Annotated in this window: 18 protein-coding genes; 14 read left to right on the top strand and 4 right to left on the bottom strand. The window is 70.5% G+C overall.

Annotated features, from left to right (window positions below; all coding sequences use genetic code 11):
* Positions 1 to 9: 9 nt before the first annotated feature.
* The 3 genes from ASF44_RS01255 to ASF44_RS01245 all read left to right on the top strand — a co-directional run bounded on the left by ASF44_RS01255 (position 10) and on the right by ASF44_RS01245 (position 4,306).
* The gene (locus ASF44_RS01255) at positions 10 to 1,164 is read left to right on the top strand and encodes an acyl-CoA dehydrogenase family protein (RefSeq protein ID WP_056897361.1); all 1,155 of its coding nucleotides are present in this window, start codon (positions 10 to 12) and stop codon (positions 1,162 to 1,164) included.
* Between the two features lie 354 nt (positions 1,165 to 1,518).
* Positions 1,519 to 3,501, top strand: a complete 1,983-nt coding sequence (locus ASF44_RS01250; RefSeq protein WP_056897360.1) for an acetyl-CoA carboxylase biotin carboxylase subunit — start codon at positions 1,519 to 1,521, stop codon at positions 3,499 to 3,501.
* A gap of 19 nt (positions 3,502 to 3,520) precedes the next feature.
* Complete coding sequence (locus tag ASF44_RS01245; protein ID WP_056897359.1) at positions 3,521 to 4,306, top strand: enoyl-CoA hydratase/isomerase family protein; 786 nt, start codon at positions 3,521 to 3,523, stop codon at positions 4,304 to 4,306.
* A gap of 150 nt (positions 4,307 to 4,456) precedes the next feature.
* Here ASF44_RS01245 and ASF44_RS01240 read toward each other — a convergent pair whose 3' ends face one another.
* The 4 genes from ASF44_RS01240 to ASF44_RS33140 all read right to left on the bottom strand — a co-directional run bounded on the left by ASF44_RS01240 (position 4,457) and on the right by ASF44_RS33140 (position 9,157).
* Entirely contained in the window at positions 4,457 to 5,131 is a 675-nt protein-coding gene (locus ASF44_RS01240) for a DapH/DapD/GlmU-related protein (RefSeq protein ID WP_082524450.1), read from the bottom strand.
* A 181-nt stretch (positions 5,132 to 5,312) separates the two neighbouring features.
* Positions 5,313 to 6,332, bottom strand: a complete 1,020-nt coding sequence (locus ASF44_RS01235; RefSeq protein ID WP_056897357.1) for a phosphotransferase enzyme family protein — start codon at positions 6,330 to 6,332, stop codon at positions 5,313 to 5,315.
* Positions 6,333 to 6,447: 115 nt separating this feature from the next.
* Entirely contained in the window at positions 6,448 to 7,434 is a 987-nt protein-coding gene (locus ASF44_RS01230; protein ID WP_056897356.1) for an alpha/beta fold hydrolase, read from the bottom strand.
* 67 nt (positions 7,435 to 7,501) lie between these two features.
* Positions 7,502 to 9,157 carry a methyl-accepting chemotaxis protein gene (locus tag ASF44_RS33140; protein WP_304437988.1) on the bottom strand — a complete coding sequence of 552 codons (1,656 nt, stop codon included), beginning with the start codon at positions 9,155 to 9,157 and terminating at the stop codon, positions 7,502 to 7,504.
* A gap of 208 nt (positions 9,158 to 9,365) precedes the next feature.
* On the opposite strand from ASF44_RS33140, the gene ASF44_RS01220 reads away from it, so the two are divergent.
* From ASF44_RS01220 to ASF44_RS01170, 11 genes are all read left to right on the top strand, one after another.
* The gene (locus ASF44_RS01220) at positions 9,366 to 10,394 is read left to right on the top strand and encodes a TRAP transporter substrate-binding protein (protein WP_056897355.1); all 1,029 of its coding nucleotides are present in this window, start codon (positions 9,366 to 9,368) and stop codon (positions 10,392 to 10,394) included.
* Complete coding sequence (locus tag ASF44_RS01215; RefSeq protein WP_082524449.1) at positions 10,391 to 12,268, top strand: TRAP transporter large permease subunit; 1,878 nt, start codon at positions 10,391 to 10,393, stop codon at positions 12,266 to 12,268. Before ASF44_RS01220 ends, ASF44_RS01215 begins: the two co-directional genes overlap by 4 nt.
* A 192-nt stretch (positions 12,269 to 12,460) precedes the next feature.
* Positions 12,461 to 13,492 carry a LacI family DNA-binding transcriptional regulator gene (locus tag ASF44_RS01210; RefSeq protein ID WP_056897354.1) on the top strand — a complete coding sequence of 344 codons (1,032 nt, stop codon included), beginning with the start codon at positions 12,461 to 12,463 and terminating at the stop codon, positions 13,490 to 13,492.
* Between the two features lie 13 nt (positions 13,493 to 13,505).
* Positions 13,506 to 14,516, top strand: coding sequence for an NAD(P)-dependent oxidoreductase (locus ASF44_RS01205; RefSeq protein WP_056897353.1), 1,011 nt, complete (start codon positions 13,506 to 13,508; stop codon positions 14,514 to 14,516).
* Between the two features lie 238 nt (positions 14,517 to 14,754).
* The gene (locus ASF44_RS01200; protein ID WP_056897352.1) at positions 14,755 to 15,567 is read left to right on the top strand and encodes an amidohydrolase family protein; all 813 of its coding nucleotides are present in this window, start codon (positions 14,755 to 14,757) and stop codon (positions 15,565 to 15,567) included.
* 239 nt (positions 15,568 to 15,806) lie between these two features.
* Positions 15,807 to 17,390 carry a long-chain-fatty-acid--CoA ligase gene (locus ASF44_RS01195; protein WP_162243771.1) on the top strand — a complete coding sequence of 528 codons (1,584 nt, stop codon included), beginning with the start codon at positions 15,807 to 15,809 and terminating at the stop codon, positions 17,388 to 17,390.
* 30 nt (positions 17,391 to 17,420) lie between these two features.
* Positions 17,421 to 18,620, top strand: a complete 1,200-nt coding sequence (locus tag ASF44_RS01190; protein ID WP_156374314.1) for a substrate-binding domain-containing protein — start codon at positions 17,421 to 17,423, stop codon at positions 18,618 to 18,620.
* Positions 18,621 to 18,624: 4 nt separating this feature from the next.
* Positions 18,625 to 19,407 (top strand): ABC transporter ATP-binding protein, encoded by a 783-nt coding sequence (locus ASF44_RS01185; protein WP_056897350.1) that lies wholly within the window; start codon positions 18,625 to 18,627, stop codon positions 19,405 to 19,407.
* Complete coding sequence (locus tag ASF44_RS01180) at positions 19,400 to 20,137, top strand: ABC transporter ATP-binding protein (protein WP_056897349.1); 738 nt, start codon at positions 19,400 to 19,402, stop codon at positions 20,135 to 20,137. The genes ASF44_RS01185 and ASF44_RS01180 overlap by 8 nt, the downstream gene beginning before the upstream one ends.
* A gap of 35 nt (positions 20,138 to 20,172) precedes the next feature.
* Positions 20,173 to 21,204, top strand: a complete 1,032-nt coding sequence (locus ASF44_RS01175; RefSeq protein ID WP_056897348.1) for a branched-chain amino acid ABC transporter permease — start codon at positions 20,173 to 20,175, stop codon at positions 21,202 to 21,204.
* Between the two features lie 183 nt (positions 21,205 to 21,387).
* A complete protein-coding gene (locus ASF44_RS01170; protein ID WP_056897347.1) occupies positions 21,388 to 22,458 on the top strand; it encodes a branched-chain amino acid ABC transporter permease in 1,071 nt (356 codons plus the stop codon).
* The last annotated feature ends 9 nt before the right edge of the window (positions 22,459 to 22,467 follow it).

Raw genomic sequence — 22,467 nt, 5'->3', positions numbered from 1 at the left:
GAACACGCCATGCAACTGACCCCCGAACACGAGAGCGTGCGCGACACGCTGCACCGCTTCATCGACAAGGAGGTGAATCCGTTCGTCGACGAATGGGAGCGCGCCCAGATCTTCCCGGCCCACCAGGTCTTCCGCCGCCTGGGCGAGCTCGGCATGCTGGGCCTGACCAAGCCTGCGCAGAACGGCGGCGCCGGGCTCGACTACTCCTACGGTGCCGTCATGGCCGAGGCGCTGGCCCACATGCACTGCGGGGGCATCCCCATGGCCATCGGCGTGCAGACGGACATGGCAACGCCAGCATTGGCGCACCGCGGCAGCGCCGAGCTGCGCGCCGAGTTCCTGGCGCCTGCCATCTCGGGCGAATATGTGGCCTGCCTGGGCGTCTCCGAGGTCGGCAGCGGCTCGGACGTCGCCTCGGTCAAGACCACCGCGCGCAAGGATGGCGCCGACTACATCGTCGACGGCGGAAAGATGTGGACCACCAACGGCACGCAGGCAGACTTCTGCGTGGTGCTGGCCAACACCTCGGAAGGCTCCAGCCACAAGAACAAGTCGCTGATCGTGGTGCCCATGAAGACGCGCGGCGTCAGCGTGGCGCGCAAGCTCGTCAAGATGGGCATGCACGCGTCCGACACGGCGCAGATCCATTTCGACGGCGTGCGCGTGCCGCAGCGCCACCGGATCGGCGAAGAGGGCATGGGTTTCATCTACCAGATGGAGCAGTTCCAGATCGAGCGGCTCTGGGGCGCGCTCAACTGCGGCGCGATGGCGCAGCGCGCCATCGACACCACCATCGCCTACACGCGCGAGCGCCGGGCCTTCGGCCGCTCCATCCTGGACAACCAGTGGGTGCACTTCAAGCTGGCGGAGTTGCAGACCGAGGTGGCGGCGCTGCGGGCGCTGTCGTGGCAAGGCGTGCAGGAGGTCGTGGCAGGTGCAGACGCCACGCGCACCGCCACCATGGCCAAGCTCAAGGCCGGCCGCCTGATCCGCGAGGTGGCCGATGGCTGCCTGCAGTTCTGGGGTGGCATGGGCTACATGGACGAGACACCGATCTCGCGCATCTTCCGCGACGGGCGGCTGACGTCCATCGGCGGCGGCGCTGACGAGGTGATGCTGCAGATCCTCTCGAAGTTCATGGGCACGTTTCCTTCGGGGCATTGAGGTGGTGCATTGCGATGCATCCATGCGCGCGGCGGCGCGGGACCCCGCCGACGGCGTGCTCTGTTCCGCGAATGTCCCCCGCCCCGGGCCGCGGGCGGCCCGGGGCTCCTCCTTTATTTCGCTGCGCAGAGCACGCCATCGACGTGGTCTATGGGCGCAGCGCTTGTATGGTCCGCACGACACGACGTGTCCAAGGTCGAGGGTATCGGGTGGCCTCTGCAGCGAAGTCAAGGAGGAGCCTGGGCCGCCTGCGGCCCTGGCGGGGGACATGAGCGAAAGAGGCCACCCGGTGGCCTCGGCCCACGCACTACCTACGCACGCGACCCCAGCAGCCCTGCGTTACGAACAAGCAACATGACCACCCCCACCACCCCGTTCCGCAAGATCCTGATCGCCAACCGCGGCGAGATCGCGCTGCGCATCATCCGCACGGCACGCGCGCTGGGCTACCGCACGGTGGCCGTGTACTCGACAGCCGATGCCGGCGCGCGCCACGTGCGCGAAGCCGACCAGGCCGTCTGCATCGGCGAGCCATTGCCCGCGCAGTCGTACCTGCGCATTGCCGCCCTCGTGGAGGCCGCCCGCATCGCCGGTGCCGATGCCGTGCACCCCGGCTACGGTTTCCTGGCCGAGAACGAGGACTTCGCCCAGGCCTGCAAGGATGCCGGGCTGGTCTTCATCGGCCCGTCGGCCGAGGCCATCCGCTCCATGGGCCACAAGGCCGGCGCCAAGGCCTTGATGATCGAGGCGGGCGTGCCCTGCATCCCCGGCTACCAGGGCGAAGACCAGGGCGAGGAACGCATGGCGCAGGAGGCCGCGCGCATCGGCTTTCCCGTGATGGTCAAGGCCACGGCAGGCGGCGGCGGCCGTGGCATGCGGCTGGCACCGTCCGCCAAGGAGTTTCCCGAATTGCTGCGCAGCGCGCGCTCGGAGGCACAGAGCGCCTTCGGCGACCCCGAGGTGATCCTCGAGCGCGCCATCGTGGAGCCGCGCCACATCGAGATCCAGGTCTTTGCCGACCGCCACGGCAACGCCATCCACCTGGGCGAGCGCGACTGCTCCGTGCAGCGCCGCCACCAGAAGCTCGTGGAAGAGGCGCCATCGCCGGCTGTCGACGCCGAACTGCGCGCGCGCATGGGCGCCGTCGCCGTGAAGGCCGTGCAGGCCATCCGCTACGAAGGTGCGGGCACGCTGGAGTTCCTGCTCGACCGCGAGGGCCGTTTCTACTTCATGGAGATGAACACGCGGCTGCAGGTGGAGCATCCCGTCACCGAGGCCATCACCGGGCTCGACCTGGTGGCGCTGCAGCTGCGCGTGGCCGCCGGCGAGCCGCTGCCGCTCACGCAGGAGCAGGTGCGCTTCTCGGGCCATGCCATCGAGGTGCGCCTGTGCGCGGAAGACGCCGACCAGGGCTTCATGCCCCAGAGCGGCACCATGGCGCTGTGGCAGATGCCCGCCGCGCTGCGCGTGGAGCATGCGCTGGAGCCCGGCGCCGAGATCCCGCCGTACTACGACTCCATGATCGCCAAGCTCATCGCGCACGGCGACACGCGCGAGTCTGCGCGCCGCCAGCTGCTCTCGGGCCTGGAGGATGCCGTGGCGCTGGGCGTCACCACCAACCAGGGCTTCCTGCAGCGCTGCCTGGCGCACCCGGTGTTCGCGGCCGGTGGCGCCACCACGGCCTTCATCGCGCAGCACCTGGATGCACTGCTGGCGCCGGACGCGGCCCTGCGCGTGCGCGCCGCCGCCATCGCCGCCGTGCTGCTGGACGAGACCACGGGTGCGCGGCGTCCGGCATCGGCCCAGCGCATGACGCACCGCCTGCCCATCGGCCTGCGCTTCGAACTCGACGGCGAGGCCCTCACCGCGCGGCTGACGCAGCCGAGCCGCCACCGCTACGAGGTGGAGATCGGCGCCGCGCGGCTGGACGTGGTGCTGGACGCACTGCAGGCCGACACGGCGCGCTTCACCTGTGCAGGCCTGGGCGAGCGCGTGGTCTTCCACCGCGACGGCGACAGCCTGCTGCTGCACCTGCGTGGGCAGCCGCTGCGCGTGCAGGACCAGACCCGCGCGGTCGCGCAGCGCCGGGGCGAGCAGGGCGGCGACGGCAAGTTGCGCGCCTCCATGAACGGCCGCGTGGTGGCCGTGCTGGCGGCCGTGGGCGATGTGGTGCAGGCCGGGCAGCCCGTGGTGACGCTGGAGGCCATGAAGATGGAGCACATCCACGCCGCGCCCTGCGCCGGCCGGCTCGTGGCGCTGCATGTGAAGACCGGCGACCAGGTCGCGTCCAGGCGCGTGGTGGCCGAGATCGAGGCCGAGGCGGCTGCACCGGCCTGAACAAGCACGGGAGACAAGCATGGGAGACACCAACCCGAACGCCGTCGTGTGCGAGAAGCGCGGGCACGCGCTATGGATCACGATCAACCGCCCCGACAAGCGCAACGCCATCAACAAGGACGTGGTGGCCGGCATCCGCGCCGGCTGGCGCGCCGCGCACGCCGACCCCGGTGTGCGCGTGATCGTGCTGACCGGCGCTGGCGAGAAGGCCTTCTGCGCCGGCGGCGACCTGCAGCCCGGCGCCGGCTTCGCGTTCGATATGTCCCAGCCCAGCGTGGACTACGCCGACATGCTGCGCGAGGTGCAGGACAGCACGCTGCCTTCCATCGCGCGCATCAACGGCGTGTGCATGGCCGGCGGCGTGGGCCTGGCCTGCATGACCGACCTGGCGATCGCCGCGGACCATGTGCAGTTCGGCCTGCCCGAGGTCAAGATCGGCCTGTTCCCGATGCAGGTGCTGAGCCTGCTGCAGGACATCGTCCCGCGCCGCACGGTGCGCGAGTGGTGCCTGACGGGCGAGCCCTTCGGCGCCGACGAGGCGCGTGCGGCAGGCCTCGTCAACCACGTGGTGCCCGGCGCCGGGCTGGACGCCAAGACCGACTGGCTGGCCGAACGCCTGGCCGGCAAGTCGCCCACCGCCATCCGGCGCGGCAAGTACGCGATGCGCGCCATGGCGGCCATGTCCTTCGACGAAGGCATCGCCTACACCGAGAGCCAGATCGCCCTGCTGGCCATGACCGAGGACGCGCGCGAAGGCCTGGCCGCGTTCAACGAGAAGAGGAAGCCGGTGTGGACGGGGCGCTGAGCGCCGGTCCGGCGCCACCCAAGTGCACGCGGCCTGTCCGCCAGCAGACGGCCGGCACGGCATGATGCGCATCGCCGAACCCGGCCGACCGCGCCGCCGCGACCTCGCGCCCCTGCAAGGCGTTACCAGCGAAATCGGACGGATGCTGCGCTAGGTCCAGGCGACGCCGGTCCGGATCACCCGGGCCGGAACGCCGGCAGCCAGCGCGGCGGGTGGCACATCGTGCGCGACGACCGCGCCGGCGGCAATGATCGCGCCGTTGCCGATGTTCACGCCCTTGAGGATGGTCGCACGCGCGCCAATCCAGACATGGTCGCCAATCGTGACCGGCTGCGTCATCGGGCGCGCGCTGTCGGTGAGCGCGTGGCTGTCGGTGTCTCGGATGATCACGTCGTTGCTGATCGCGACACCAGCGCCGATGGTGATCTCGCGCCGACACTCGATGCTGACGCCGCGCGAGATGTAGCCATCGCCCCCGCCAACGCGTAGCTGGGCATTGTCGAAGAGTTCCACATAGGCGCCGGACTTGAAGGCGAAGTTACCGCCGTGCACGCTCAGGCGTGCGCCGCGCCCGATGATCAAGGACGCGCGCTCGGTGTTGGCGAATGGCCAGGGCTCGTTGAACCGCAACACCGACCCCTTCTCGACCTCCAGCGTCCCGCGTACGACCAGCCGGGCACTGCCGCTCAACAAGACCCGGAAACCCTGCCGGTGCTGAAGGACGCCGAAAAATGTCCGCAGCCACGAGACCCTGGCCATGCGCCTGAGTTTCTGGCCGAAGTAATTCGGCGTACGGACCAGGGCGCTGTCGGAGGCGTCACCCACGTTGGTCTTCTCCTTGTTCGGCTCCGCGTGTCGCCGAAAGCATGGTCTCGTTCAAGGTGCTGCGGCGTCGTCATGAGCCCTTCACAGGATCCCTGCAGACCCAGGCGAGTTGTTCCATTCTTCTCCGATCCAAGTTCGAACTGAAGCGAAATGGTTTCAAGGCGTACGCGCGCGCGTGCGCTCAGTGCGGCAACTCCAGCGTTTCCCACCGCCGCAACATTTCCACCTGCCGGCGCAGGTAATCGGTCGGGATCGCCTGCGAGCCCCAGACCGGCACCCGGCCGGCGTACTCGCCCAGCAGCCAGAACTGCCGCACGGCCATGAACGGGGCGATGGCGGCGAGGTCGACTTCGGCCATGGGTCGGGCCGCGCAGTAGGCGCGGATGAACTGCTGCCACTGCGCGAGCACCTTGGCGCTGGGCACGCCGTCGGGCGTGCGCGGGAACAGGCTCCAGGGATAGACCGCCAGCTCGTAGGCCAGGTAGCCGGGGCCCGCTTCGTCGAAGTCGAAGAACACGGCCGTGCGCTGCTGGTCGACGATCTGGCCGGTCGGGTCGGCTGGCAGCACGAAGTTGTTGCTGCCATGCGCGTCGCCATGGCACAGCACCCGGCCCAGCGGGCCGAGCGCCAGGATGCGCTGGTGCAGCCGCGCGCCCAGTTCCTCGAACTGGCGGCCGAGTTCGGCCGTCATGGTGGACGCTCGGAGCAGCCCTTGCAGCGGGCGCAGCAGCAGGTAGTCGCAGTCCAGCGTGTAGGCGCTGGCCACGCCGCGGTAACCATGGCCGGCCGCATGCAACCCTGCGAGCCCGCGGGCGAAGGCCTGTATGTCTGGCGTCTTGTCGCTGGTGGCCTCGCCCTCCACGTACTCGAACAAAGCCAGCGCCCGCGCGCCTTCGGGCAAGGGCACGGAGATGGCCACATCGCCCTGCGCCGTGGGCAGGCAGCGCGCTACCGCGCAACCGGCGCCGGACCAATGCGCCAGCGCCTCGGCCTCGAACGCCAGGTTGGGGGCGCCGCGCGGGCGGTCAGCGCACAGCCGCGCGATGGTGCGCCGGCCGTCGGCAAAGTCCAGCCGGTACACCTGGTTGAAGCTGCGCCGCAGGAATTCGCTGGCCACGACGTGGCCGAACGCGTAGTGCAGTTCGACCAGCCGAGCGATGCTGGCCGCCGTGGGGGTGGATTGAGCGATCTCCAGTTGCATGCAAGCCCCAGGCAAAAAGGGCGCGATGATAGGCAGCTGCGGCCAGAGCGCAAGGCGGCCTTGGGCAAACCTTCAGGAACCGGCGCCTGCGCGCGAAACTGGGGGGTACGCAGATTCAGGCCGCTGGAAAACGCCGCCTCAGCCACTCCAGCAGCAGTGCATTGACCTCCTCGGGCTTTTCCTGCTGCGTCCAGTGCCCGCAGCCGGCCACGGTGTGGCGCTCCAGGTCGGGCACGATGCGCTCCATGCCGCGCGTGGTCGATGGCGGCAGGAAGATGTCCTGCTCCGCACAGACCATCAGTGCCGGCACGTCGATGCGGTCGGGCGTGTGCGCCGTGTCTTCCCAGTTGCGGCGCAGGTTGCGGTACCAGTTCAGCGGGCCCGTGAAGCCGGTGCGCTCGAAGGCCTGCACGAAGACCGCCAGCTCTTCGTCGCCGAGCAGCGGCGCGCCCATCACCTGCTCGTCGCCCTTGAACAGCTCGGCCGGCAGCGCCTGCAATGCCTGCGGCGCCTGTGCGAACTGGGCCAGCGTCACGCCGGGCCGGCGCATGAGGCCGCGCAGCGTGGCGTCCACATCCTTGCCCAGCAGCGCCTCGCCGACGCCGGGTTCCTGGTACTGCACCATGTAGTGCGTGGGCCCGCGCGTGCGGCGCATGGTCTCCACCAGGTCGGTCTCGGTGCGGCGCGTGTAGGGGGTGTTCAGCGAGACCACGCCCAGCACGCGGTCGGCATGGTCGCGTGCCAGCGTCCAGGCCAGGGCGCCGCCGAAGTCATGGCCGACGACGGCCGCGCGCGCGATGCCCAGCGTGTCGAGCAGGCCGGTCACATCCAATGCGAGGTTCTGCATGCGGTAGGCATCGACCGGGCCCTGCGGGCCGGTTTCGCCGTAGCCGCGCAGGTCGGGCGCCACCACGCCGTAGCCAGCGGCGGCCAGGGCCGCAACCTGGTGGCGCCAGGAGTAGGCCAGTTCCGGAAAGCCGTGCAGCAGCACGACGGTGGGCTGGCCCGTGGCCGGCGCGACCACGCTGGCGGCCATCGTGATGCCGTTGCTCTGCAGGCGGCGCCAGCCCGGCAGGGCGGGGGAGGGAGTGCTCTGGTTCATCCACGCACTCTAGCGCGGCGGCGCGGTGCGCGGTCTTGCGCGATCTGGCTGTGTTCGGCGGGGCGTTTCAGGCGCCGGCCCAGCCCGCGGGCAGGGCGTTGCCGCGCAGGCGCGGGATGCTCGCGCCGCGCTCCGGGCGGCGCGTGGCGGGCCGCTCGGCCTCGGTCGCCGGCAGGCGGAACACCGCCACCGCATCCACGAGCTCGCCGGCCTGGCTCTGCAGGCTGGTGGCCGCGGCGGCGCTTTCCTCGACCAGCGCGGCGTTCTGCTGCGTCGTCAGGTCCATCTGCGCAACGGCCTGGCCGATCTGGTCCACGCCCAGGCTCTGCTCGTGGCTGGCGGTGCTGATGGCGGCCATGAGGTCCGACACGCGCTGCACCGAGGCCACGATCTCCTGCATCGTGCTGCCGGCGCGGTCCACCAGCACCGTGCCATGCTCGACGCGCGCCACGCTGGCGGTGATGAGCTTGCGGATCTGCTTGGCGGCGTCGGCGCTGCGCTGCGCCAGGTTGCGCACCTCGCCGGCCACGACGGCGAAGCCGCGGCCCTGCTCGCCGGCCCGGGCGGCTTCCACGGCCGCGTTCAGCGCCAGGATGTTGGTCTGGAAGGCGATGCCGTCGATCGTGCCGATGATCTCGCCGATCTGCTGCGCGCTGTCCTGGATGCCGCCCATGGTCGCGACGACTTCGCCCACCACCACGCCGCCGCGCGCGGCGACCTCGGACGCGGCGCCGGCCAGCGCGCCGGCCTGGCGTGCGTTGTCGGCGTTGGTGCGCACCGTGGTGCCCAGCTGCTCCATGGCGGCAGAAGTCTGCTGCAGCGCCGAGGCCTGCTCCTCGGTGCGCTGGCTCAGGTCGTTGTTGCCCTGGGCGATCTGCGTGCTGGCGGCCGACACGCTTTCGGCATTGCCGCGCACGGCCTGCACGGTGTCGACCAGGCCTTGCTGCATGCGCTGCAGTGCGGTCAGCAGGTGGCCGGTCTCGTCGCGTGCCGTGGCTTCGATGGACATGCCCAGGTCGCCGGCGGCGATGCGGTCGGCCGCCTGCACGGCCCGGTTCAGCGGCCGCGTGATGCTGCGCGTGATCCACCAGCCCGCCACGATGGCCGCGGCCATGGCCAGCAGGCACAGCGCGATCATCTGGCCGCGCTGGCGGCCGTAGTCCACGGCGGCCTGCAGCTGCAGGTCCCGCGTGCGCTGCTCGGTGAACTCGGCGTAGGCGTTGGTGGCGCGCACCAGGGCGGCCAGCAGCGGACGGCATTCGGCGTTCATCCGGGCCACGGCCTGCTCGCGCTGCCCGTTCAGCGCCAGGTCGGCGATGGCCAGGGCCACGGGGCCGTAGCGCTGCTCGACCTGGCCGATGTCGGCCGCGAGCTTGCGTGCCTGCTCGGACACCGTGGTGTCGGCCGCCAGCATGCGGCCCAGCAGCGCCAGCTGTTCCTGCACCTGCTGGTGGGCGGCGGTGACCGCCACCTTCTCTGCGGCCAGATCGGACGCCTGCGTGACGAGCACGAGGTTGCGCGCGGCGATGGCGCGGTCGTCCACGGCGGCGCGCACATGGGCGGCCACGGTGGCGCGGGCGTTCATGCCCTCGGTGTAGTGCAGGAAGCGGTCGTTGGCCGCGGCCAGCTCCAACAGCGCCAGGCCGGCGACGGCCAGCACCAGGGTGGTCAGCCCGCCGAAGGCCAGGGCCAGCCGGGTGCGAATACTCAGGTTGCTCAGCATGTCATCGTCCTGTTGTGGTGGGGCCCGGTCTATGCCGGGACGGACGGACTGTAGGAGCGGGGGGCCGCACAAATGTCGCGCAAGTGTGACGGATGCCACGCTCGGCGCCCGCGCGCGCTGCGGGTAAACCCGATGGACCGTGGCTTGTGTGTATCGATATAGTAAATCGATGCAGTAAACCGATACACAAACACTCCAGGAGACCGCCATGCCATCCCGCCGAAGCTTCTTGCAGACCGCCGCCCTGTCGTCCGTGGCCGCCGGCGCCGCCGCGCCCTGGGTGGCGCGCGCGCAGGCGCCCATCGCGCTGCGCTTTTCCTCGTCCATGCTGGCCGACGACAACGCCGCGCACTTCGTCTGGTACCGCAGCTTCGAAACGGCGCTGAAGGCCAGCACCGGCGAGCGTTTCAAGATCGACTACTTCCCGAACAACCAGCTCGGCAAGGAGGCCGACGTGGTGCAGCAGGTCAAGGTCGGCTCCATCGACATGATGGTCACGGGCTCGTCGATCTTCGCCACCGTGGCGCCCGAGATCGGCATGCTCGACCTGGGCTACCTGTTCGACAGCTACGCCCACGCCGGCAAGGCGCTGGACGGCAGCGTCGGCAAGCAGCTGGACGAGATCCTCAACAAGCGCTCGGGCTGCTCGGTGCTGACCTGGGCCTCGCACTTCGGCGCGCGCAGCGTCTACACCAAGGCGCCCGTCAAGTCGCTGGCCGAGATCAAGGGCGTCAAGCTGCGCGTGCTGCCCACGCCGGCCTTCATCGAGACCTTCAAGGCCATGGGCGCCATCCCCACGCCCATCCCCTTCGGCGAGCTCTACATGGCGGCGCAGACCGGCGTGGTCGACGGCTTCGAGCACGACGCCGCCACCGTGCTGGCCAGCAAGCTCAACGAGGTGACCAGGTCCTGCTGGCTGACCGAGCATTTGTTCAGCCCCATGGTGGTGGTGATCGGCAAGCGCGGCATGGGCAAGATCCCGGCCGACCTCAAGCCGGCCTTCATGAAGGCCGTGGCCGATGCCACCGCGCAGCAGCGCACCATCGCCAGCCAGAAGAGCACGGCGGCGGTGGAGGAACTCAAGGCCAAGGGCATGACGTTCTTCCCGATGGCGGCCAACGAGCGCGCCAGCGTGCGCGCCGAGATGCAGAAGTCGCTGTGGTCGGGCTTCGCCAAGCAGTACCCGGTGACCGAGCCGCTGTTCAAGGCCATCGACGCAGCGCGGGGACAGGCATGAGCGCAGAGGCAGCCGCAGCACCCACGCTGGGTTTCCGGTCCGACACCACGGCCGGCAACTGGCTCGGCCGCCTCACGCGCGCGACCGAGGCGCTCTCGGGCATCGTGCTCGCGGTCGACGTGGTGGTGGTGTTCCTGTCGGTGGTGTTCCGCTACTTCCTGCACGACCCGGTGGACTGGGCCGAGGAGATCGCGCGGGCACTCATGATCGTGCTGGTGTTCTTCGGCGCGGCCACGGTGCTGGCGCGCAGCCAGCACGTGGGCGTGGACCTGTTCCGCGACATGCTGCCCACGCGCTGGCGGCCCGCCATGATCCAGGTCGTGCACTGGATCATCGCCGGCGTGTCGGCCAGCCTGTGCCTGTCCTCGGTGCTGCTGCTGGTGGACACCTGGGAGCAGACCACCTCCATCGGCCTGCCGCAGTGGCTCTACGTGTTCCCGGTGGTGTTCGGCAGCGCGTTCATGACGCTGTTCGGCATCGCCAACGCCTGCAACGGGCCGGGCCGCCTGGTGCGCGCTACGCTCATCGGCTGCGTCGTGGCCGCACTCGTGGTCTACGGCTGGAACCTGGTGCTGCCCGGCCATGCCATCCCGCACGGCCTGCTGCTGGCCGTGGGCTTCGTCGGCGGCCTGGTGCTGGGCGTGCCGATCGGCTTTGCGCTGGCGTTCGCGGCGCTGCTGTACTTCCTGTCCGACCCCAGCCTGCCGATGCTGGTGTATTCGCAGCAGGTCATGGCCGGGGCCGACCACTTCGTGCTGCTGGCGATCCCGTTCTTCGTGCTGGCCGGCCTGCTGATGGAGGCCAACGGCATGTCGGCGCGGCTCATCGAGCTGCTGCTGCGCATGTTCGGCCGCGTGCGCGGCGGGCTGGGCATCATCTCCATCCTGGCCACAGCCTTCTTCTCGGGCGTGTCGGGCTCCAAGCTGGCCGACATCGCGGCCGTCGGCGGCATCGTGATGCCGGCCGTGCGCCGCACCAAGCAGGACCCGAACGAGGCCGCGGGCCTCTTGGCCTGCACGGCCGTGATGGCCGAGACCATCCCGCCCTGCATCAACATGATCATCATGGGCTTCGTCGCGAACATCTCGATCGCGGGGCTGTTCATGGCCGGGCTGATCCCGGCCGCGGTGCTGGCGCTGTCGCTGGCCGTGATCGCCGTCATCGTGGGCAAGAAGATCAACCCGGACGACGCCTTCGACAAGCGCACCGCGCTGCTGCCGCTGATCGGCGGCGCGCTCGTGGCGCTGCTCATGGTCGGCATGATCGGCAAGGGCGTGACCTCGGGCGTGGCCACCTCGACCGAGGTCTCGGCCTTCGCCGTGGTGTACGCGCTGGTGGTCGGCGGCCTGGCCTTCCGCGAGCTGACCATGGCCTCGGTGGCGCGGCTGTTCGTGCGCTCGGCGTCGATGGCGGGCAGCATCCTGTTCATCGTGGCGGCGGCGTCCAGCGTGTCGTTCGCGCTGACCATCGAGCAGATCCCGCAGATGGTCTCGGGCTGGATGATCGCGTTCGCGCAGGACTATGGCAGCACCATGTTCCTGCTGCTGGCCGTCGGCATCATGATCGTGTTCGGCGCCGTGCTGGAAGGCGCGCCCGCGCTGATCATCTTCGGCCCGCTGCTGGCGCCCATCGCGCAGCAGCTGGGCATCGACCTGCTGCACTTCGGCACCGTGATGGTCATCGCCATGGGCCTGGGCCTGTTCGCGCCGCCGATCGGCCTCGGCCTGTTCGCCACCTGTGCGATCACGGGCACCACGGTGCGCGATGTGGCCCGGCCTATGATGAAGTACCTGGCAGTGCTGCTGGCCACGCTCATCGTGCTGGTGCTCGTGCCCGCTTTCTCGCTGTGGCTGCCGAACCGGCTCGGCCTGTGAAATGAAACCACCCCGTTTGGACTTCTCACTGCGGGTAGAAGTCCCATCCCCCTCCAGGGGCGCACCCAGCGGTCCGGCAGAGCCGGCCCCGCGGGGCCTGCTCCGCGGCCTTCTGAACCGCTGCTTGCGAGCCGGTTTCGTGCCCTGCGACTGCGCGCTGGCCCTTTGAACAACTGAACAGCTTCTTCCCACGTGACCACCATCCAGGATGTCGCCCGCCATGCCGAGGTCTCGGCCAGCACGGTCTCCAACGTGCTCAACGGCCGGGGCGACCGCATGCGGCCCGAGACGCGTGCGCGCGTGCAGGCCGCCATCGAGGCCCTGCAGTTCCGCCCGAGCAAGCTGGCCCAGCAGCTCAAGACCGGGCAGACGCCGCTGCTCGGCCTGCTCGTGCCCTCGATGGCCAACCCCATGTACGGCTTCATCGCGCGCGAGGTGGAGACCTGCGCGCAGGAGCGCTTCGGCCTGCGCCTCTTGATTGGCAGCACCTACCGCGACGCGGCCAAGGAGGCCGCCTTCTTCGAGGACATGCTGGCGCACGGCGTGCGCCGCGTGATCGTGATCTCCTCGCTGGCCGAGGAGCGGCACCTGGAGTCGGCCGTGGAGCGCGGCATGGCCGTGATGAGCTACGACCGGCGCGCCACGCCGGGCCAGCCCTCGGCCGTGGGCCATGTGACGCCCGACAACTTCGAGGCCGGCCGCCTGGCCGCGGCGCACCTGGTCGCGCACGGCCACCGCCGGCTGGCCTTCGTCACGGTGGCCGGCATGACCATGAGCCGGCGCGACAAGATGGCGGGCTTCCATGCCGCCGCCGCGGCCGCGGGCCTGGCCGCCAGCGCCAGCGTGCTCGATGGCGGGCCGCTGGACGAATACGGCGACTCGGTGATCGCCGAGGTCGGCCGCGCCATGGGCCTGCAGCTCGCGGCCGACCCGCGGCGGCCGACCGGGCTGGTCGCGCTGAACGACCTCATGGCGCTGGGCCTCATGGCCGGGCTGCGCGAGGGCGGGGTGGATGTGCCCGGCGAGGTCTCGGTCGTGGGCATCGACGGCCTGTTCCTCGCGGCGCTGTCCAACCCCGGCCTGACCCATGTGCAACTGCCCATCCGCGAGATGGCGCAGGCCATGGTCGAGGCCATCGCGGGCGAGGGTGCGCCGCCGCCCGAACAGATCTTCCACCAGGTGCGGCTGGTCGAGCGCGCTTCCGTGGCGCCGCCACCGCAATGAGAACAGGGCAGACATGACGACGGTTTTCGTGAGCCACCCGCAGGACAAGCTCGACCACTACTTCGGGCAGCGCGCGTTGGCGCAGCTGCGCAGCGTGGCCGATGTGCGCTGCAACCCCGAGGCGCGCGAGCTCGCACTGCCGGAACTCGTGGCCGCGCTCGACGGCTGCGACGCGCTGATCGCCTACCGCGGCACGGCCGGCCCCGAGGCGCTGTTCGCGGCGCTGCCGCAGCTGGCCGCCTTCGTGCGTTGCGCCATCGACATCCGCACGGTGGACGTGCCGGCCGCCAGCCGCCACGGCGTGCTGGTCACGCAGGCCAGCGCCGGCTTCATCGCGTCGGTGTCCGAATGGATCGTCGGGGCCATGGTCGACCTGGGCCGCGGCACCAGCCGGTATGCGGCGGCCTACCACGCGGGCCAGGTGCCGGCGCCGGCCATGGGCCGGCAGCTGCGCGGCAGCACGCTGGGCGTGGTGGGCTATGGGCAGATCGCGCGCTACCTGTGCGAGCTGGCGCTGGCGCTGGGCATGCAGGTGCGCGTGGCCGCGCCCGAGGCCGTGCCGGCGCAGGGCGCGCTGCGCCAGGCGGCGCTGCCCGCGCTGCTGGCCGAGAGCGACTTCGTCGTCTGCCTGGCGCCGGCCAAGCCCGAGACGTGGCACCTGTTCGATGCCGCCGCCTTCGCCGCCATGCGGCCCGGTGCGTTCTTCGTGAATGCGGCGCGTGGCGAACTGGTGGACGAGGCTGCGCTGCTGGCTGCGCTGGACGCAGGCCACCTGGGCGGCGCCGCGCTCGACGTGGGCATGGCGCCCGACCAGATGCCCAGCCCCGCGCTGGCCCGCCATCCGCGCGTGGTGGCCGCGCCGCACATCGGCGGCCTCACGCCGCCGGCCATCGAGCACCAGGCGCTGGAGACCGTCGCCCAGCTCGGCGCGCTGCTGCGTGGCGAGATGCCGCCCGGTGCCGTCAACGCGGGCGATGCCACGCGCGTGCGGCGCTGGCCGGCCTTCGCCGCCGCCACGGCCTGAGAACGTGTGAACGAACCGCTCACACCCACGCGAGGCCCCGAGAACACCTGTTTCCATCATGGTCGCCGCGCCCAGGGCCTCGCCCTGCGGGCCGGGGCGCAGCAGGCCGCATGCGCGCCTTGCAGTCCTTGCCCGGGCACCAGCCCGGGCGGCGGCCTGCGCTTTCGCCTGCGCCCCGCCTCACCCCGTCGTGGGCGCGATCGGTTCATTCACACGTCCTGAACTTCCCGGAGCTTCCATGACCTCGGCTGCATTCGACGGCGCGTGCGATTGCCACGTGCACATCTACGAGCCCGGCCACGCGCTGGCGCCCACCGCCACCTTCACGCCGCCCGATGCGCCGCTGTCGGCCTACCGTGCCGTGCAGCAGGCGCTGGGCCTGCGCCGCGCAGTGATCGTGCAGCCCACCGGCTATGGCTTCGACAACGCCTGCACGCTGGCCGCCGTGGCGGGTCTGGGTGCCGACGCGCGCGCGGTCGTGGTGGTGCCGCCCGACGTGCCCGATGCCGAACTCGAGCGCCTGCACGCGGCCGGTGCGCGCGGCATCCGCTTCATGATGCTGGCCGGCGGCCTGCTGCCCTGGGACGCGCTGGAGACCCTGGCCGCGCGCGTGGAGCCGCTCGGCTGGCACATCGACCTGCAGTTCGACTGCCGCGACATGCCACTGCATGCGGAGCGGCTGCGCAGGCTGCCGGGCCGCCTCGTGATCGACCACATCGGCAAGTTCCTCGGCCCGACCACGCCGGACGATGCCGCCTTCGTCGCGCTACGCCGCGTGCTGGACGCCGGGCGCTGCTGGATCAAGCTGGCCGCGCCCTACGAGACCTCGCGCAGCGGCCCGCCCGCCTATGCCGACGTGGCACCGCTGGCGCGTGCGCTGGCCGCGCACCACGCCGAGCGCTGCCTCTGGGCCAGCAACTGGCCGCATCCCAACGTGCAGCCCACGCCCGACAACCGCGCGCTGCGCGACTGGGCAGTCGACTGCATCGGCGATGCGCAGCGGGCGCAGCGCATCCTCGTGGACAACCCGGCCGCGCTGTACGGGTTCTGAAGTCCTTGGGGCGGCGGCGCGCCGCCCCGGCATGCCGCGCAGGGCGCCCTGTCTTGCGCTCAGGCGCTGCGCGGGCCGGTGGGCAGTGCGGGCAGACCCGCAGCGCCACAGCGAGTTGACGCAAGAGCCGGCGCCACCCCGCCGGTAGCCTTCCGCCATCGCCACGATGGGTGCGGGGCCGGGTGCAGGCAGCCGGCCGCGTGGCCAGCCGGATCCGCCCTTCAACCAAGGACATGCGCATGCAAGACCCCGCCACGAACGACCGCACGCTGGTCGATGGCCTGGCCCGCCAGCTGGCCACTCGGCCCCAGGCCACGGCCTGCCGCTGCGGCGAGCGCCGCCTCACGTTCGCCGACCTGGAGCGCGAGACCAACCGGCTTGCCAACGCGCTGGCGTCCACCGGCGTGGGCCGCGGCAGCCGCGTGGCGGTGCTGACCAAGCACCACATCGAGTGCCTGCTGGTCACCCTGGCCGCGTGCAAGCTGGGCGCCGTCTGCATGCCCGTGAACTGGCGGCTCACCGGGGCCGAGGTGGCCTACATCGTCAACGACGGCGAGGCCGGCTTCCTGATGGCCGATGCCGACTTCCTGCCGACCGTGCAGGCGGCCGACCTGCCGGGCGTCAAGACCGTGGTCTGCACGCAGGGCGGTGCCGGCGGCGTGCCGGGCCTGGCCGACTGGTATGCCGGCTTCGGCGAGCACTGCACGCCGGTGCCGCTGGACCCGCAGGACGCGGCGCTGCAGCTGTACTCCTCGGGCACGACCGGCCTGCCCAAGGGCGTGGTGCTCTCGCACGCGGGCCTGCTGTCGACCTCGCGCGTGGTGTCGCACGAATGGAAGTTCGACGCGCGCCATGTGCTGGGCAATCCCTTGCCGGTGTTCCATGTGGCCGGCATGACCATGCTGCTGCTGACGCTCTACACGGGCGGGCAGACCACCTCGTACCCGGACTTCGACCCCAAGGCCTACCTGGCGGCCTTCGCCGCGCACGGCATCACCCACACCTTCGTGGTGCCGGCCATGCTGCTGTTCATGCTGCAGGTGCCCGGCGCGAAGGACATGCCCAAGCCCGCCCTGCAGCTGGTGGCGTACGGCGGATCGCCGATCAGCGAGACCGTGCTGCAGCAGGCCTTCGAGGTCTTCGGCTGCGACTTCCTGCAGGTCTACGGCCTGACCGAGGTCTCGGGCCCGGCCACCTTCCTGCGGCCCGAGGACCACCGCGCGGCCGATCCCGAGCTGCTGCGTTCGGCCGGCCGGCCCATCGGCGGCGCGCGGCTGCGCATCGTGGACCCGATCACGCAGCAGGACGTGGCGGGCGAGGGCGCGGTCGGCGAGGTCTGGATCGAGTCCGACCGCAACCTGCTGGCGTACTGGCGCAAGCCCGAGGCCACGGCCGCCGCCTACCCGGAAGGCCGCAATGCCAACGGCGGCTGGTTCCGCTCGGGCGACGGCGGCTACCTCAAGGGCGGCTACCTCTACATCCACGACCGCATCAAGGACATGATCGTCTCGGGCGGCGAGAACATCTACCCGGCCGAGGTCGAGAACGTGCTCATGCGCCACCCCGCCGTGGCCGATGGTGCCGTGATCGGCGTGCCCGACGCCACCTGGGGCGAGGCCGTCAAGGCCTGCGTGGTGCTGCGCCCGGGCATGCAGGCCGACGCCGCCGCCATCATCGGCTTCATGCGCGACCACCTGGCGCACTACAAGTGCCCCAAGAGCGTGGACATCGTCGACGCGCTGCCGCGCAACCCGAGCGGAAAGATCCTCAAGCGCGTGCTGCGCGAGCCCTACTGGAAGGGCCAGCGGCGTGCCGTCGGCTGACCGCGGGAACACAACGAAGGAGACCACGCCATGCTGATGAACACGATCCTCGCCGCCACCGCGGCCCTGGCCTTCTGCGCGCTGCCGCAGGCCGCGCTGGCCCAGGCCGGCAAGCCCATCAAGATCGCGCTGATCGCGAGCAAGACCGGCCCGTCGGAGCAATATGCGCGCGACACCGAGCGCGGCGTGCGCCTGGCGCTGGACTACCTGACCCAGGGCTCCATGACGCTGCTGGACCGCAAGATCGAGCTCATCGTCAAGGACGACCAGATGAAGCCCGAGCAGTCCAAGGCGCTGCTGACCCAGGCCTTCGCCGACGACAAGGCCGACATCGCCATCGGCACCTCTTGGTCGGGCGGCGCGCTGGCCATGGCGCCCGTGGCCGAGGAGTACGGCAGGATCCTGATGCTGGAGCCCGCGATCGCCGACTCGCTGACCGGCTCGGCCTGGAACAAGTACCTGTTCCGCGCCAGCCGCAACTCGTTCCAGGACGCGCTGGCCACGGCCGCGGCGCTCGGCGACGGCGACAACGTGGCCTTCCTCGCGCCCGACTACGTCTACGGCAAGGACGGCGTCAAGGCCTTCAAGGACGCGCTGGGCGCCACCAGGCGCAAGGCCAACCTCGTGCACGAGGAGTACATCCCGCTGTCGACCACGGACTTCACGGCGCCCATGCAGCGCATCTTCGACCGCATGAAAGACCTGAAGGGCAAGAAGTACCTGGTGGTGATCTGGGGCGCGCCGAACCCGATCCGCAAGATCTCCGAGCTGAACCCGGGCCGCTACGGCATCGAGTTCCTCTCGATCGGCGGCGCCAACCTGGAGAACGCCAAGCCCTGGAAGGGGCTGGACATCGGCGGCGGCACCTTCTACTACTACGACTTCCCCAGGAACCCCATGAACGACTGGCTCGTGGCCGAGCACAGGAAGCGCTACAGCGTGCCGCCGGACCTGTTCACCGCGGGCGGCTTCACGGCCGCGGCCGCCATCGTGGCCGGCATCAAGAAGGCCGGCAGCGTGGACACGCCCAAGCTCATCGCCGCCATGGAGGGCATGGAGTTCGACACCCCCAAGGGCAAGATGACCTTCCGCAAGGAAGACCACCAGGCCATGCAGGTGCAATACCAGTTCCGCATGAAGAAGGACGGCAAGAGCGAGTGGGATCTGTTCGAGCTCGTGCGCGAGATTCCGGCCAGCGAGATGCCGGTGCCGATCACGGTGAAGAACTGATCCCATGACAAGCAACGCGGCTCTGGCCAGCCGTGGCTTGGGCATCCGCTTCGGCGGCCACGCGGCCGTGGACGGTGTGAGCTGCGCCTTCGCGGCCGGCACGCTGACGGCCATCGTGGGCCCCAACGGTGCCGGCAAGACCACCTACTTCAACCTGCTGTCGGGCCAGCTCCGGGCCAGCGCGGGCCAGGTGCTCTACCAGGGCGAGGACATCACGCGCCTGAGCGCCGCGCAGCGCACGGCACGCGGCATCGGCCGGGCGTTCCAGCTGACCAATCTGTTCCCGCGCCTGTCGGTGGGCGAGAACGTGCGCCTGGCCGTGCAGAGCCGGCACCGCGCCGGCTTCAACATGCTGGCGATGTGGCGCCAGCGTGCCGACCTCATCGAAGAGGCCGATGCCTGCCTCGAAGAGGTGGGTTTGGCCGCGCGCCGCGACGACCAGGCCGCCAAGCTGCCGCACGGCGACAAGCGCAAGCTGGAGGTGGCGATGCTGATGGCGCTGGAGCCCGAGGTGGTGATGTTCGACGAGCCCACCGCCGGCATGGGCGTGGACGAGGTGCCGGTGATCCTCGAGCTGATCCGCCGCCTGAAGGCGCGCGGCGACAAGACCATCCTGCTCGTGGAACACAAGATGGACGTGATCCACTCACTGGCCGACCGCATCGTGGTGCTGCACAACGGCCGCCTCGTGGCCGACGGCTTGCCGGCCGAGGTGATGGCCTCGCCCATCGTGCAGGAGGCCTACCTGGGCGTGCGCCGCACGCGCAAGGAGGTGGCGCATGCCTGAGGCTGCGAAGGACATGCTCCTGCGCCTGCAAGGCGTGCACACCCACATCGGCGAGTACCACATCCTGCAGGGCGTGGACCTCACGGTGCCGCGCGGCGCGCTGACCGTGCTGCTGGGCAGCAACGGTGCCGGCAAGAGCACCACGCTGCGCACCATCATGGGCCTGTGGCAGGCCAGCCGCGGGCGCATCACGTTCGATGGCCGCGACATCACGGCTGCGAAGACACCCGACATCGCGCGCGCCGGCATCGCCTTCGTGCCGGAGGACATGGGCATCTTCGCCGGCCTCACGGTGCAGGAGAATCTGCGCCTGGCCGCCATCGCGGGTCGCTTCGACAGCGCGCGGCTGGACTGGATCTTCGGCCTGTTCCCCGCGCTCAAGCGCTTCTGGCTGCGGCCCGGCGGCCTGCTCTCGGGCGGGCAGAAGCAGATGCTGGCGATCGCGCGCGCCATCGTCGAGCCGCGCCAGCTGCTGCTGATCGACGAGCCCACCAAGGGCCTGGCGCCCGCCATCGTCGACAACCTGGCGCAGGCCTTCGACGACCTCAAGGCGCGCGACACCACCATCTTGCTGGTGGAGCAGAACTTCCACTTCGTGCGCAGCCTGGGCGACCACGTGGCGGTGATGGACGATGGCCGCATCGTGCACACGGGCCGCATGGCCGACCTGTCGGCCGACGAGGCGCTGCAGTCGCGCCTGCTCGGCCTGCACGCCGGCGCGGTGCATTGACGGTGCGCACCGCCGCCCCTTCCCCCGGAGAAGCCATGGCCGTCCTCGATCCACCCCTGGCCGCGCCCGAGCCCGCGCCGGAGCCCTTGCCGGGCCGCACGCGCGACTGGGTACCGGCCGCCATGATCGCCGGCTTCATCGCGCTGGCGCTGCCCCTGGTCGGCAGCGTGCCGACCTGGATCACGCTGACCGTGGCCGCGCTGGCCATGGGCATGATGCTGTTCATCATGGCCAGCGGGCTCACGCTGGTGTTCGGCCTCATGGACGTGATGAACCTGGGCCACGCGGCCTTCGTCGCCGTGGGCGCCTACACGGCCACGCTGCTGGTGGCGCCGCTCAAGGGCCTGCTGGCCTCGCCGGCGGTGGGGGCGAGCCTGCTGGCCATCCTGGCCGTGATCGCTGCCGCCATGCTCGTGACGGCTGCGCTGGGCTGGGTGTACGAGCGGCTGTTCATCAAGCCGGTCTACGGCGACCACCTCAAGCAGATCCTCGTGACCATCGGCTCCATGATCATCATCGAGCAGCTGGTGCTGGTGCTGTTCGGCGTCAACCAGATGATGCTGCCGCTGCCCGAGGCCGTGCGCGGCTCCATCGTCATCGGCGACGTGGGCGTGGAGCGCTACCGGCTCGTCGCCGTGGGCGTGGGCGCGGTGGTGTTCGCCGGCCTCACGCTGCTGCTGGGACGCACGCGCATCGGCCTGTTGATCCGCGCCGGCGTGGAGAACCGTGCCATGGTCGAGGCGCTGGGCTACCGGGTGCGCGGCATCTTCGTCGGCGTGTTCGTGGCCGGCTCGGCGCTGGCCGGGCTGGGCGGCGTGATGTGGGCCTTCTACCGCGAACAGTTCACGGTGGCCATCGGCGCCGAGGTGCTGGTGCAGATGCTGATCATCGTGGTGATCGGCGGGCTGGGCTCCATCACAGGCTGCTTCGCCGGCGCCATGCTGATCGCGCTGGCCACCAACTACGTGGGCTTCCTGCTGCCGGACCTGGCACTGGTGTCGAACATCCTCGTGATGACGGCCGTGCTGCTGTGGCGCCCGCAAGGGCTCTATCCCGTGAACCAATGACATGGAAACATCCCGAGTCTCCGCGCTGCGCGCTCCGCCAACGCCCTCCAGGGGGCGCCGCCAGCGGCCGGGCAGAGCCCGTTCCGCGGCGTCCGCTGGCATGGCCTGCTCCGCGGCCTTCCGAGCACCTGCTTGCATTCCCTGGCCGTGGTCTGCGGACGATGCCCCACACAAGGGCCTGAAATGTTGACGCACTTGTTGTCCGGCGATTTCCCGCGCAGCCGCCTGCTCACGGGCGTGCTGCTGTTGATCCTGCTGTACCTGGCCACCGCGCCGTTCCTGTTCCCCGGTGCGCGCGCGCTGAACGTGGCGGCCACCATCTGCGTGTTCGTGGTGCTGGTGGCTTCGTTCGATCTGCTGCTGGGCTACTGCGGCGTGGTCTCGTTCGCGCACGCCATGTTCTACGGCATCGGCGCCTACGGCGTGGCCATCGCCATGCACCGCCTGGGGCCCACCTGGGGCGCGATGGCGTTGGGCACGCTGGCGGCGGTCGCGCTGGCGGTGCTGCTGTCGTTCCTGATCGCACTGATCTCGCTGCGCGTGCGCGCGATCTTCTACACCATGATGACGCTTGCCTTCGGCGCCGCGTTCGGCGCGCTCGTGCTGCGCCTGTCGGACCTCACGGGCGGCGACGACGGCCGCAGCTTCCGCCTGCCCGCGGTGCTGATGCCGGCCTTCCGCCCGTTCGAAGACGACGTGCTGGGCGTCACGGTCACCGGCAAGGTCTTCGTCTACTACCTCGTGTTCGCGGTCTCGCTGGCGCTGTTCCTGTGCATGCTGCGCGTGGTCAATTCGCGCTTCGGCCGCGTGCTCGAAGCGATCCGCGAGAACGACTTCCGCGCCGAGGCCATCGGCTACCGCACGCTGCACTACCGCATCGCCATCAACTGCCTGGCCGCGGCCATGGCGGCCTGCGCCGGCGTGCTGATGGCGCTGTGGCTGCGCTATGTGGGGCCGCAGACCACGGTGGGTTTCAACGTCATGCTCAACATCCTGCTCATGGCCGTGATCGGTGGCCTGGGCACGGTCTATGGCGCGGTGGTCGGCGTCACGCTGTACGTGGTGGCCGAGAACTACCTGCAGGCCCTGCTGGGCGGCGTGAGCGCGGGCGCCCGGGGCCTGCCGCTGCTGCCCGAGCTGTTCCACCCCGACCGCTGGATGCTGTGGTTCGGGCTGGTGTTCGTGCTGTCGGTGTATTTCTTCCCGGCGGGCATCGTGGGCAAGCTGCGCGGCCTGCGCGCCAGGCCCGCCTGATGCACGGCC

This window comes from Pseudorhodoferax sp. Leaf274 (genome assembly GCF_001422445.1).
In the GTDB taxonomy this organism is placed as follows: Bacteria; Pseudomonadota; Gammaproteobacteria; order Burkholderiales; family Burkholderiaceae_C; genus Pseudorhodoferax.
This window is presented reverse-complemented; position numbering and strand designations above follow the sequence as displayed.